Origin of the sequence: Sulfuracidifex tepidarius (genome assembly GCF_008326425.1) — an archaeon.
GTDB lineage: Archaea > Thermoproteota > Thermoprotei_A > Sulfolobales > Sulfolobaceae > Sulfuracidifex > Sulfuracidifex tepidarius.
The window spans coordinates 2358138-2370319 of sequence record NZ_AP018929.1; the positions used below are offsets into that span (position 1 = coordinate 2358138).

17 protein-coding genes are annotated in these 12182 nt (G+C 43.7%); 7 read left to right on the plus strand and 10 right to left on the minus strand.

The window, feature by feature from the left end:
• Window positions 1–69 precede the first annotated feature (69 nt).
• Window positions 70–486, plus strand: a complete 417-nt coding sequence (mce, locus tag IC007_RS11945) for a methylmalonyl-CoA epimerase (RefSeq protein WP_054845822.1) — start codon at window positions 70–72, stop codon at window positions 484–486.
• 275 nt (window positions 487–761) lie between these two features.
• Window positions 762–1277, plus strand: coding sequence for an archaeal heat shock protein Hsp20 (gene hsp20, locus IC007_RS11950; RefSeq protein ID WP_054845859.1), 516 nt, complete (start codon window positions 762–764; stop codon window positions 1275–1277).
• On the opposite strand, the gene IC007_RS11955 is transcribed toward hsp20, so the two are convergent.
• Window positions 1246–1716, minus strand: coding sequence for a ZPR1 zinc finger domain-containing protein (locus IC007_RS11955; protein ID WP_173569921.1), 471 nt, complete (start codon window positions 1714–1716; stop codon window positions 1246–1248). The two genes, hsp20 and IC007_RS11955, sit on opposite strands and share 32 nt — an antisense overlap.
• A 91-nt stretch (window positions 1717–1807) precedes the next feature.
• Between IC007_RS11955 and IC007_RS11960 the strand changes: the two genes are divergently transcribed.
• On the plus strand, window positions 1808–3376 hold the full coding sequence (locus IC007_RS11960) for a GTP-binding protein (RefSeq protein WP_054845824.1): 1569 nt from the start codon (window positions 1808–1810) through the stop codon (window positions 3374–3376).
• On the opposite strand, the gene IC007_RS11965 is transcribed toward IC007_RS11960, so the two are convergent.
• Together IC007_RS11965 and IC007_RS11970 are read right to left on the minus strand one after the other, a co-directional pair.
• Complete coding sequence (locus tag IC007_RS11965; protein ID WP_054845825.1) at window positions 3368–3778, minus strand: SRPBCC domain-containing protein; 411 nt, start codon at window positions 3776–3778, stop codon at window positions 3368–3370. The two genes, IC007_RS11960 and IC007_RS11965, sit on opposite strands and share 9 nt — an antisense overlap.
• 108 nt (window positions 3779–3886) lie before the next feature.
• A complete protein-coding gene (locus tag IC007_RS11970; RefSeq protein WP_149528821.1) occupies window positions 3887–4312 on the minus strand; it encodes an SRPBCC domain-containing protein in 426 nt (141 codons plus the stop codon).
• Between IC007_RS11970 and IC007_RS11975 the strand changes: the two genes are divergently transcribed.
• Window positions 4311–4889, plus strand: coding sequence for a nucleotidyltransferase family protein (locus tag IC007_RS11975; protein WP_232048929.1), 579 nt, complete (start codon window positions 4311–4313; stop codon window positions 4887–4889). The genes IC007_RS11970 and IC007_RS11975 overlap by 2 nt on opposite strands.
• On the opposite strand, the gene cutC is transcribed toward IC007_RS11975, so the two are convergent.
• The 6 genes from cutC to IC007_RS12005 are packed head-to-tail and all read right to left on the minus strand — an operon-like array spanning window position 4876 to window position 8593.
• Window positions 4876–5373, minus strand: a complete 498-nt coding sequence (gene cutC, locus IC007_RS11980) for a glyceraldehyde dehydrogenase subunit gamma (protein WP_054845826.1) — start codon at window positions 5371–5373, stop codon at window positions 4876–4878. The genes IC007_RS11975 and cutC overlap by 14 nt on opposite strands.
• On the minus strand, window positions 5370–6200 hold the full coding sequence (cutB, locus tag IC007_RS11985) for a glyceraldehyde dehydrogenase subunit beta (protein ID WP_054845827.1): 831 nt from the start codon (window positions 6198–6200) through the stop codon (window positions 5370–5372). The genes cutC and cutB overlap by 4 nt, the downstream gene beginning before the upstream one ends.
• A gap of 28 nt (window positions 6201–6228) precedes the next feature.
• Window positions 6229–6936, minus strand: coding sequence for a uroporphyrinogen-III C-methyltransferase (cobA, locus tag IC007_RS11990; RefSeq protein WP_149528822.1), 708 nt, complete (start codon window positions 6934–6936; stop codon window positions 6229–6231).
• Window positions 6933–7520 (minus strand): hypothetical protein, encoded by a 588-nt coding sequence (locus tag IC007_RS11995; RefSeq protein ID WP_149528823.1) that lies wholly within the window; start codon window positions 7518–7520, stop codon window positions 6933–6935. Before IC007_RS11995 ends, cobA begins: the two co-directional genes overlap by 4 nt.
• A 10-nt stretch (window positions 7521–7530) precedes the next feature.
• Window positions 7531–7779, minus strand: coding sequence for a hypothetical protein (locus tag IC007_RS12000; RefSeq protein WP_054845829.1), 249 nt, complete (start codon window positions 7777–7779; stop codon window positions 7531–7533).
• The gene (locus IC007_RS12005) at window positions 7763–8593 is read right to left on the minus strand and encodes a hypothetical protein (RefSeq protein WP_054845830.1); all 831 of its coding nucleotides are present in this window, start codon (window positions 8591–8593) and stop codon (window positions 7763–7765) included. The genes IC007_RS12000 and IC007_RS12005 overlap by 17 nt, the downstream gene beginning before the upstream one ends.
• A 57-nt stretch (window positions 8594–8650) precedes the next feature.
• Here IC007_RS12005 and IC007_RS12010 point away from each other — a divergent pair, with 57 nt between their 5' ends.
• The 3 genes from IC007_RS12010 to IC007_RS12020 are packed head-to-tail and all read left to right on the plus strand — an operon-like array spanning window position 8651 to window position 10747.
• Window positions 8651–9778, plus strand: coding sequence for an amidohydrolase family protein (locus IC007_RS12010; protein ID WP_149528824.1), 1128 nt, complete (start codon window positions 8651–8653; stop codon window positions 9776–9778).
• Window positions 9738–10508 carry a class I SAM-dependent methyltransferase gene (locus tag IC007_RS12015; RefSeq protein WP_054845831.1) on the plus strand — a complete coding sequence of 257 codons (771 nt, stop codon included), beginning with the start codon at window positions 9738–9740 and terminating at the stop codon, window positions 10506–10508. Before IC007_RS12010 ends, IC007_RS12015 begins: the two co-directional genes overlap by 41 nt.
• A 2-nt stretch (window positions 10509–10510) precedes the next feature.
• Window positions 10511–10747, plus strand: a complete 237-nt coding sequence (locus tag IC007_RS12020) for a hypothetical protein (RefSeq protein ID WP_054845832.1) — start codon at window positions 10511–10513, stop codon at window positions 10745–10747.
• Between the two features lie 201 nt (window positions 10748–10948).
• On the opposite strand, the gene IC007_RS12025 is transcribed toward IC007_RS12020, so the two are convergent.
• Window positions 10949–12172: an HD domain-containing protein gene (locus tag IC007_RS12025; protein ID WP_149528825.1), complete on the minus strand. Its 1224-nt coding sequence runs from the start codon at window positions 12170–12172 to the stop codon at window positions 10949–10951.
• Window positions 12173–12182 lie beyond the last annotated feature (10 nt).

Consider the following 12182-nt stretch of genomic DNA (forward strand, 5'->3'; position numbering starts at 1 on the left):
TAAGTTTAAATAGTATATAATCTTTGCGTTTTTAAACAAGCTTATAAGTCTAAATTGTTGATTTTCTCTATGGAAACTCAGGACATTGACCACGTCGGAGTGGTCGTGGAGAATTTAGAAGAAGCAATAAAGTTCTATGAAGAGAAACTCGGCATGAAGTGTGTATACAATGACGTCCTCAAGGACAGGGGGCTCAAGGTGGCCTTCTTGAAGGGAAAGGAAGGCGAAACGGCTGTGGAACTATTGGAACCAGTAGACCATAACGATATGAACAACACCGTGGCGAAGTTCCTCAAGAACAAGGGACAGGGAATGCACCACTTGGCAGTGAGGGTATCCGACATAAGTGCCTCCCTGAAAGACTTAGAAGGAAAAGGGATATCCCTGATAGACAAGTCCCCCAGACCTGGAGCCATGGGACACACAGTGGCCTTCGTACACCCTAAAAGCGTCATGGGTCTACTGCTAGAGCTAGTACAGCACTAGGAATACAAAAAAGTAAATGAAATTAGGAAATATCCAAATTTTTTTTATTCTAATAGTTGAGAAAACTTATAGTTGTAATTCAGTCTCTATATCTCCTTATTCTGAGATCCACATAGCCTATTGGTACTGTTCTTTAAATCCAAAAAGAGTCTTACCTTACATACTTAGCTTTTACGAAGCTTTCCTTATCTAGGTTTAAACTAGCATTGGATATTAGCATATTCAAGATAGAAAATTTTAAGTCTTTGCAATTCAACACTATTTCAGTGATCAACATGCCCGTAAAGAGAAGAAGTATATTTGATATAATGGACGAGATAATGGCTGAAATGGACGAGGAGTTCAGGAGGCTAGAAAGAGAATTCATGAGAGGGATTTCAAAGGAACCAGGCGAAAACGGTCCTTACATTTACGGAGTAAAGATAAGCGTCGGACCGGACGGAACTCCTAAAATTGAAGAGTTCGGAAACGTCAAAAAAGCTCAAGGAAGACCAATTGTGAGCGACCAAATAGAGCCACTTGTGGACGTGTTAGAGAAAGGAGAAGAGGTAAAAGTAGTAGCTGAGGTACCAGGGATAAGCAAGGACGACGTGAAGCTTAAGATAGTGGGACAGAAACTAGTGTTGTACACCTCAGACTCAGCTCCAAAGAAGTACTATGCTGAAGTAGAACTTCCAGCAGAGGTGGATGAGAACTCTGCCAAAGCCAACTACAAGAATGGAATAGTCGAGATAACATTGAAGAAGAAGAATCCTAAGGCTATGGAGGGGAAGGAGATAAAAATCGAGTGACCTTGGTCTTCTCGTTCTTTATGAAGCTCAATCCAGATCCATCCTCTATAATTAAAGTGAATTTCATTTTTCCGTCCATTGCCTCCCTTATATCTTGGGTGTCCATCAGGTTACCTATTTGATCCAGGAATATCTCGAGAAGACCCCTCACGGTTGTAACTGCACCTGTCCCGTTTAAAGGCTCAGCCTCAAAATCTAACTCTGGGATATATACCTTGGCGAAAGACGATCTGTAGACCAAGGAACTCATGTCGTTCTCGTCTTCTACTAACAACTCTAACCTCTTCGGCTCAGAGCTCTCGTACGGTTTAACGTCCCTGAACTTGTACCCGCAGGAGGAACACTCCCAGTTAGACAGAACTACTTTTCCCTCCTCTGGAACCTCGTAAAGGTAGTCCTTTGCGTCTAGAGTATCATTTCCGCATATTGGGCACTTCATGGTTTCTCTATAGATTAGGATAGGCTCCAAAGTAACACCAATTAAGGTTTATTTACGACTTTCGTTATTTATAATTTGTGCAAGTGGTTTAATGAAGTATCCACGCGAGAACGACATAGGCAAAATAGAATATAAGCTTATCCTTTCTTCTCTTGATGAGGACAGGCTCGAGTCCTTGGCTACCCAAATGAGGTTTAGGCTTGAGGAAGGTAACGGAGAGGCGTTCTACGTGCTCGGGGTCAGCAACGAAGGAGATGTAATAGGGATGACAGAGGAAGAGATGAGGTTAAGCCTCGAAGTCCTGGAGAGAGTAGCAGAGCTGATAAACGCCAGGATAGTTTACAAGAGGACAGTGGAGGTCAGGAAAGGAAGACAAGTAGCAGAAGTGATGATCCGTCTGTTCAAGGAACAAGTCCCCATAGAGATAAACATCGCAGTTATGGGACATGTAAACGCGGGGAAGAGCACTCTGACGGGAGTACTGATCTCAGGGAAATACGATGACGGTAACGGTTCCCTCAGGGCTGTAGTGGCTAGACACCTCCACGAGGTCATCTCTGGAAGGACGTCATCCATAAGCATGAGGCTACTTGGATTTGATGACAATGGTGAGGTAGTAAACAGATACGTTAGAGATCCATTGGACGAGGCCGACATAACGATGAAGAGCTCCAAGGTAGTGAGGTTAATCGACCTTGGAGGTCATGAGAGGTACCTGAGAACTACTCTGAAGGGTTTGCTGGGATATGATGTAAATTACGTCATGCTAGTAGTAGGTGCAGATGACGGGCTCAGCATAATGGGGAGAGAACACCTCGCAATAGCTTCAATACTCAAGTTTCCCGTCTTCGTGGTCATCACTAAGGTAGACAAGTACCCCAGAGAAAGGATAGATCAAATAATAAATGACGTGAAGTCAGTACTTAAGATACCCGGAATCAATAGGCTGGCTTTAGAGGTGGAAGACGAAGGAGACCTCCTTAACTCTATTCTTGCAATGAGAACTGGTAGGGTAGTGCCGATATTCAAAGTGTCTAACGTTACCGGCGAAGGGATAGACTTACTAGTTAAGCTTCTGAACGTGTTACCTCCCTCAAGTAGAAAGATGAACGAAGACCTTCCTTTAGTCTACATAGATGAGATATACAATGTGACTGGTGTAGGGACTGTGGTATTGGGCTCCGTTGTGAGAGGGTCAGTGTCATCAAACGAGGACTTCTTCATAGGCCCTGACAAGGTAGGGGAATTCTATCAAGTTAAGGTAAAGAGCATACAACTAAATAGAATATTTGTAGACAAAGTGAAAGAAGGCTACATTGCAACGTTCGCCATTCAAGGGTTAAACAAGGAATCTCTGAGGAAAGGGATGATCATGTCCAAGGGAAGGAAGACTGCGGTTAGAAGGTTTAAAGCAAGGATATTCATTCTGCACCACCCCACCACGATAAGGGAAGGTTACGTAGCCACTATGCATCTCTATACAATAAGACAAGCCGTTAGGTTCGAAAAGATTTACAAGAACGTGTTGAGGAGCGGTGATTCGAGTGAGGTCATCCTTCATTTCCTCTACAATCCAGAGTACATAGAGAAAGGACAGATATTCGTGTTCAGGGAAGGAAGAACTAGGGGAATAGGTGTAGTGTTGGAACCCCTAGCTTAACGCTCCTGACTTTTGCAAACTGCAGTTGATTATGTCTTTAGCTACTTTCTCAGCTTGACTGTCGATGATCTTCTTGAACGACTGGGCAAGCCCTCCCTCAGCCTGATACTCCACTTTCCACTTCAGAATCATTTTTTCAACTTCCAGAGTAGTTTTAACCGTTATCTCCATTCCTGCTCCTTGAATTTCTATCACATTAATAAACTTGTTTCCGTCTACTTGAAAGTCCTTTATTTCTCCCTTCAGCTCAAGCGAAATGAAACCGACCTTAGTTTTACTCAGAAATTTATCACCGTCCTTTTCTACCACGCCGGGTATACAACATATTAGGTTCTCCTTTTTTGATAAAAATTCTATTAGCTTAGTATCATCCTTGATCTTCTCTTCTCCCTGAAGTTCCATAATGATGGATTATAGGAAAGGCATTATAAAAATATAGGCAAACAGCGTCGCACCGCTTATACCCTTTGGATGCCTAGAGATTAGAATTTTCTCTTGTAAAGATGTTAATTACTTCTTCTCTATCTCTTTTTTAAAACACGAAAATAGATCGTTAACTATCCCTTCTATGGCGCTTCCCATCATTCTGGCACCTACCGTGGCGAGAGTTCCAGATACTTTCACATCAGCGGAATATTTTATCAAGTTATCCTGTACTTCTATGCTAGCGTCTATGTCCACGTTACTGTTCATACCTTTTCCCTTAGCTATCATCTTCAAGTTAGTATCATTAACCTTGTCTATCTTAACGTTGGCTTTGTAATCTCCCCTTATGAAACCTATTCCTACGCTACCTACAACGTCATAGGAACCGTCTTGGTTCTTCGTAAATTGCTTTATTTTAGGGAAACAAGGAACGAGCTTCTCTATATTGTCCATATAGGACATTATTTCCTGCCTTGTAGCGTTCACGTTTACTTGACCTTCATATTTCATGATAATAGATAAACAAGACGGAAAAATAAGTCATATGGACGTCGGAGCCGTGGTTCTAGCTGCGGGAGAGGGAAAGAGGTTCGGGGGAAATAAACTTCTCTCCCCCTTTGACGGGGAACCAATCCTCAAGAGGGTTCTCCTCTCCCTTGAAGGAGTAGATAGAGTGTTAGTAATTGGGAGATACGCAGAGGAAATTCTTAAGGAATTGAAAAATGAGGTCATGATCTATAACCCAAAGTGGCAAGAAGGTATGAGCACATCAATAAAGCTCGGAGTGAGGTTCATGAAGGATCACGAATACGTTCTCATAGCCTTAGGTGATATGCCCCTCGTTACCAGAGAGGACGTGAAGAAGATACTTTCTATGGAGGTGAAAGACGCTGTGATCCCCACTCATGGTGGGAAAAAGGGAAACCCTGTTCTATTTAGGACTTCTTCCTTGATGAAGTTCCTTGATAGGATTTCAGGAGATGAGGGGATGAGAAATGTCTTGAGGGAAATGGAAACGTCGACTGTAGAGTGTGGGATAGGAGTTGTCAAGGACGTAGATACGAGAGACGACCTCAGTCTGTCTTAGAGTTCATCTTTTCCGACGCGTATTTTATCGCTTCAACTATGTTTTGATACCCAGTACACCTACACAGATTGCCTGATATTCCTTCCCTTATCTCCTCCTCCGTCGGATGAGGATTCTCCTTCAACAAGAAATATGCTTCCATTATCATACCAGGTGTGCAATACCCGCACTGAAGCCCATGCTTCTCCCAAAATCCCTCCTGAATCGGGTGTAACTTCCCGTCCTTCTCTAACCCCTCTATCGTAAGTATATCGGCTCCGTTAGCTTCTACTGCAAGCAATGTACAAGACTTCACTGATTTACCGTTCATTATAACTGTGCAGGCTCCGCAATTTGACGAATCACATCCTACATGAACCCCTGTGAACCCCAGGTCCCTGAGAGCATGTACTAGGAGCTTTCTCGGCTCAACTACGTCTTCATAGTCCTTCCCATTTATTCTGAGTTTTATTGATACTTTCTCGTTTGCGTTGACCACTTTCATTTTCTCACCTTCTTCAAAGCCCTCTCAGTCATAACTTTTACCATTTTCTTTTTGTATTCTGCCGAACCTCTGATGTCTGAAGAGGGATTGGCATACTCTACCGCTGCGCTTGCGGCTTTCGATATCAAATCGTCGGAAAGTGCGTTATTCATCAAGATTTCCTCTGAAGACTTCGCTCTCATAGCCTTGTTATTAACTGCCGTGAGGCCTATCCTTACATCTTTCACCACACCCTCCTCTTCCTTTATTGCTACAGCAACACCTACTATAGCGTAATCTCCTGCCTTCCTCTCTAGCTTCTCGTAATCAGTGCGATACCCGTCCATGGCTGGCACTACGACTTCCTTTACTAACTCACCCTGCGACAAGTCTGTAGTGAACATGTCCTTTTGGAACTGATCGAAGGGAACTGACCTCTCTCCTCTCTTTGAGATGACCACAACCTTAGCGTTAGTTGCAATGAGTGGGGCTGGGTAATCCGACAGAGGGTCGGCGTTAGATATACTACCTCCTATAGTCCCCATATTTCTAACCTGAGGGTCAGCGATAACCGAGGCGGTCTGGCTGAGTAAAGGTATTCCGCTTTTAGATATCTCGTAATGAGTAGTTAATGCACCGATTCTGTACTCACTACCTTTCTTAATCCCCTGAAGGTCTTTGAGGGTCTTTAACTCCACTAAGTAAGAGGGACGTATTATTCTGAGCTTCAGCATCGGTATTAGAGAATGTCCTCCAGCTAAAGGTCTGGAATCATCGTGGCTTTCCAAGAATTCCATTGCTTCATGAATGTTCTCGGGTATTACGTAACCAAATTTTGGAGGATACACGTGAATAGATAGTGAAACGAGTTAATAACTATTGATTGAAGGACAGGGATACGACCTCGCCTACTACTATGATTGAAGGTGAGGAGACATGACCTTCTTTTACCAGCTCAGATAATTTCATCAACGTTCCAGTAATTACCCTCTGCTTTGGCGTTGAAGCGCTTTCTATTATGGCCACCTTTTCGTCTCCTCTTCTCTTCATAAGGATGACCCTCTGCACCTCCTCTATGTCGTGTATGCCCATGAGGACTATCAGAGTGCCTTTTTCAGGAATGAAGTCCGGATCCAACTCACCTTTCGCTCGTGTCCCAGATATCACTGTGAATCCAGATGCAGCGACTATCCTGCTTGTAACCGGAATTCCCGCTAGCTCAGGCCCTGCAATCGCACTAGTCAATCCCGGTATAATCTCGCAGGAGATTCCTTCTCTTAGTGCGAAAATGCATTCCTCTTCTCCTCTGCCGAACACCGTGGGGTCTCCCCCTTTGGCTCTGACTACTCTCTTTCCCTTCTTAGCTTCCTCAACCAACTTCCTGTTTATCTCTTCTTGTTTCCATGCCTCACCTATGCTCTTGCCAACGTAAATCTTCTCTCCTTGGCATAGACTCAAAATTTCTTCGCTTACTAATCTGTCGTAGAGTATCACGTCCGCATCCTTCAAAACCTTAAGTGCCTTGACAGTTACCAACTCTGGGTCTCCCGGACCCACACCTACTATGAAGACCTTGCCCTTCAGAAACCCTTCACCTTCCTCATTATGTAATAGATTATTGACATTGCTTCAGGTACTATGACCAAGTATATCAAAGTGAGAACTACGCTTAAAATGTCGACTTGATTAGCTCCTAAAGCAGTAGAATCTAGATATGCTATGATGATAGTAGACATACTACCCATCAATCCCAGGAGGTATAGAAGAGCCCTCTCTGTGAACTTTAAAGACGAAATTAGATACCCTATGATGAAACCTCCTATGAAAAGCGATATTGGGGCTAAAGCGAAAGAGAACGGATCGGAGAAAGTTGTTATAAATATTGATGGGTCCTCCCACATTGCTATCAAAAGTATGGAGAGAGGAATTCCCACCAACGCTTTCCTCCTTAGCATGATGGACGCAGTGGGAACTGATTCGCCGTCAACCTCTATTACCTTGTCCTTCGGGTTATTGTAAATCAGGGTATACCAGCCTAGAAGACCGCCAGAGACTACAAGTCCCTGAAAAGTGAAAATTCTCAAAATAGGACCGGCGAAACTATAAATAATCACAGAGATTGATGCTAGAAAAAAACCTACATATTTAGCTAAAATTACATAGTTCAAACTATACACCTTATGGTAGATGAATCTTATATGCTATCACGTTACCTTCATCCTTCTTTTCCAGAACCTTTACCCCCTTCTCTTCCATTGCTATGCTCCACATTTCTACTTGATCTACCTGAACCCCTTTAAGTGCCTTAATGATTACGTCCTTGTCTCCTCCGACTTCGACCCAGAACCTCATTATCCTAACTGAAGGGGAATCAGATCCACACTTGGTATCAGCTACGGTTAAGTCGAGTTCAGGTTCCTGTGTCATAATAAATCATAGCGGAACTGACGTTTAATATTTTTCTGCAGTCTAGAAAGAATATCTTGTCCCAACCAGTTTCCTTCATTCTCCTCAAGATAGAGTAAATGAGACTGAGTGCGTTAGTTAAAGGGTCGTGGATCTTGGTCAGAAACGCTGACGAACCTAACAGTTCCTTGAGTCTCTTCTCTCTTTCGGAGTTACCGAAAATGATAATTTGTCTATCTATAGATGAAAAAATTGGAGAGTGACAAAACTGCTCAGTCCTCTCAGCGTTTGAATACGCTCCAAATATCTCACTCATCTTCAAGTAAGCGTAGTAAGATATACCGTAGTTTCCCTTAGATCCGACAAAGAAGGGATGGTTATCCAAGGGAAATACTATCGGATTCTCGTGTATCGGATTCACTCCTGCTATCTTTAGGATCGCGTATGTCGTCATGAGGAAAGAGAGAGTGCCCGGCATGGATTTAGTAGAAGAGTAAGGAATTTCAATTACATGGTCTACAGAGGAGGATAGCTTAGAACCTAGGTTTGACGTTAAAGCGAAGGTCTCAGTCTTCCCTTTCAATATCTGAGCTAATTTAACGTTGAATACGGGTTTGCCGGAGACCGAAATGAAAACGACTGGTTTGTCTGTAAGGGAGTAGCTAAGTCCTTCGTAAGGGTCCATAGCCTTAAATCTTCCTCCCGTCTCCCCTTCAGCTACCAACGCCGACGCGTAAGAATCGCCTGCCCCGACAACATAAGCCTCACTCAATCTGAGGTCAATATTTACCCTGAAGTCCTTCTTCATTTCGTTCTCTATCTCTTCAACGTACATGAAAGGTCACTTCAATCTGCTACAAACACTTAATTATTCCTAGGTTAATTACGTTGCATGCAGATCTTGCTGAAATCAGGTGTCACAATCGGCTCTGATAAGCCGATGAGAAACGCCAACGTCGGAATAGAGGATGGAATAATCAAAGGTGTTTCTACGAAAGAGTTGGAGGGATTCGAATATCCAGATCTGGAAGTTGGTGGAAAGAACAGACTTGTCTCTCCAGCGATGGTTGTGATGAACTCTTTCCTGTACCTTTACCCCTTCAGGTATAGAGTGTTTACAGGGAAATTGAACCCGCAGAAGGTAATTGACTTGATGTCTTCAAACGACGTATACTACTTCGCCTTGGCAGGGGCTTATCACTTATTGAAGAGAGGGGTAGGAACAGTAGTCTTCTCTGGTCCGCATCTGGACTTGACTGCGAGAGCAGTATCAGAAGTCGGAATACGTCCAGTCCTAGCTGTGACTGTAGACGGAGAAAACGATTGGGAAAAGGAATTCTCGACCCTGTATAACAGATGGAGTTCTGGAGACGAGAATAGAGTAATACTTAGGCTCTGCGATCAAGAGTCAGTCCGAGACGTTTTAGATGTCTCTCGGAACTATCACATCCAAGTCTTGGTGGACAGAGACGTGGACCTATCAAACGCGGATTTAACTGGTACACAGGTAATAGGCTTAGGTGGAGGATCAAGGAAAGACCTCAATAAGCTCGCAAACTCAGGGAGCTTGTCTTGGACACCTTCATTCGAGGTATCCAACTTCCCTCTAAGCAAGTACAAGCCAAGCCTTTCCTTGGATCTCACTCCTTCGTTCGACCCACTTTTCGAACTGAAGCTAGCAGTTACGAGGCTCCTTCTGGTTCCTGAGGAAGCCTTCAACTCTGCCACGCTCTGGGGTTACTCTCAGCTAGGTAGACAGAAATACGGAAAGATAGAGGTAGGGTACATAGGTGACATTTCAATTTTTGAACTAAATGAACCTCCAGCCTTTCCTTTAGACTCCCTTACACCGTATGAGAGCATGATATTTTCCATAGGCTACCCAGAGACAGTAATAGTGAACGGAGACGCTGTACTGGATGGAGGGGCTCCTATAAACGTCGGGCTCAAGGAAATAGAGAGAATAAGGGATAAGGTTAATGAGTTCGAGGGCACTGTCAGGGATATGGAAAAGAATTGAAATAGTAGGAGACGTGGCCATAATAGGAATACCCTTTAACATGTCTCCAGAAGAGGTCAGGCCATTTGCGATGGACGTAATGAGGGAGAACTCTAAGGTTAGGGCAGTATGGGGGAGACCTAGGGGAACTGAGGGAAATTTCAGACTCTCACATTACGTTCACATCTGCGGTGAGATGAGAAGTGAGACCCTATACAGAGAGAACGGAGCGACGTTCTTATTAGACTTCAGGAAAGTCTTCTTCTCCCAAACTCTGTCCTATGAACACAGGAGGATATCTAGCTTGGTGAGAAGAGGTGAAACTGTCATAAACATGTTCTCTGGCTACGGGCCCTTCTCTATTCTGTCTAAGATCCACGGGGCTGGAAAGGTGTACTCTATGGATATTAATCCTTATGCTTATTACTATACAATGGTCAACGTGGAACTTAACAAAGCCTATGGGGTTCTTCCAATCCTCGGAGACGCGTTTAAGCGAATCTACGAGGTCGAGAAAGCCGACAGGATAATATGCCCCTTGCCTGAAAGGGACGAGGAGGCATTTGAGGTAGCCAAACAGAGAGTCAAAGGTGGAGGAGAGTCTTTCATACATGTTTTCGCAGAAGTGAAGGTGAATAAAGGTGAGAACCCTGTGAAGGAGGCATTACGGAAGTTCAAAGGTGATTTCGCCCGCGTAGTCAGAAGCGTGAAGCCGGGGACATACCATGTCGTAGTTGACGTGAGGGTTTGACGATGGACGATCTACTCATCATGAGGTTGGGATACTATGTGTCTCAAGTCAAGTGCGTAAACGTTGGAGTATATACAATAAAATTCTCGAGAAGAAAGTCTAAGACATTCAGAAAGGACGGGATGATCTTGTATAGTGTAACAGTGCTAGAAGGGGAAAAGGAAATAAAGAAGGGTGTGTTCACGGAGTACTCTAACGCGGTCAGATTCGCTGGAGAAATCATGTATCAGTTTAGATAATGCATGCCTCCTTTCTTTGCTTATCGTCTTTTCCTTACCGATGTCAGTGTTATGATCTTTTAGATAGAATAACTTAGCATCATGTGACATAGACAGGAATTTTTTGGAATTTTAGGCCGCTCTACTTATGAAAGTTTAGATAAGCTGCGGAATTCCCAAGAACGCTTTCACATACAAACATCAGTTCCTCATTCGTTATGTCTACTTACACGATGAGATAATTCTCTCGAACTTAGAAACTCTATCCTTCATTTTTTCGTGATAAATCACGATCGCCTTCCTCAACTCCTTCATACTTTTAGCCACATTGGAGACCGTAGAAAACCTTTCCACATCATCTCCGTCGTAAATGAATATCGCTTCTTTTTCATCCTCTACATAGGGGACGTCAAAGAAGTCATGAAACATGATGAGTCCGTTGGTTTCTAGGGTTTCCTTGCTCAGCTCGTCTCTGATCCCAGTGCTCTCCAAACACGACTCAGAAATGTCCTTTTTAATCCTCCTGAACCCATTCCTCTCTATTAGTCCTTGATAGAACTCGCCTCCATCGTGCTGAAGCGAAGAAAGTATGTTGAACTCGTTGAGTTTCAATAGGTCTGATGGAGAAGAAGGTATGCCCATGCGGTTTTCCCTCACAAGCTTAGATATCCCGTGAGTGAGGATTGCGTTATACATCCCCACTACGCTGTGGAAATATACGTTCTCATACATGTACATCCTAGCCAAAAGGAACTCCTCAACTATAGGGGTAGCTTTCTTCATTATAGCTAGCTTTCCATCTACGTAAACCATGACACGCTTCAAGCGTTCTATGTCGAACTTTCCATAGTCTACACCAGCAAAGTACGAGTCCCTTAGTAGATAATCCGACCTATCAGCATCAAGGAGACTGGATATCATTAGGGAGCCAAGTCTTTCCTCCTCTGTACGTGGATTCCCGGAGATTACGTTGACGACAAACTTCACGGGGTCTACTCTGGCGTATGAGAACTCTCTCTCCAGTATATGAGAGAGTTCGTCCTGAATTATCCTTTCCCCCATGACTACGTGGGTCTTCTTGCCGTATTCTTCTACGTCAATTCCGTAAACTTTACTGAGAACGCTTAGAACGTTCTCGAACGTGTGCGAAAATGGCATGTGACCTATATCATGAAGTAAGCCGGCTATCGATATCAAGGACGTGATCTCTGGGGTCAGGAAATCGACCTCTGAATTCCTCCTAAGGAAAGAGCAGAACTCCTTAGCCAGATACATGGTACCCAGACTGTGTTCAAACCTCTTATGGGTCATACCCGGGTAAACCATGTATGCAACTCCGGTTTGCGTAACTTGCCTTAGACGTTGAAAGAAAGGGTTTGAGATTACGTGAAGGGTTTGCTCGTCCAGTTCTATGTAACCGTGAACTGGGTCTCTTATCAGCTTCATTGTCATCTAA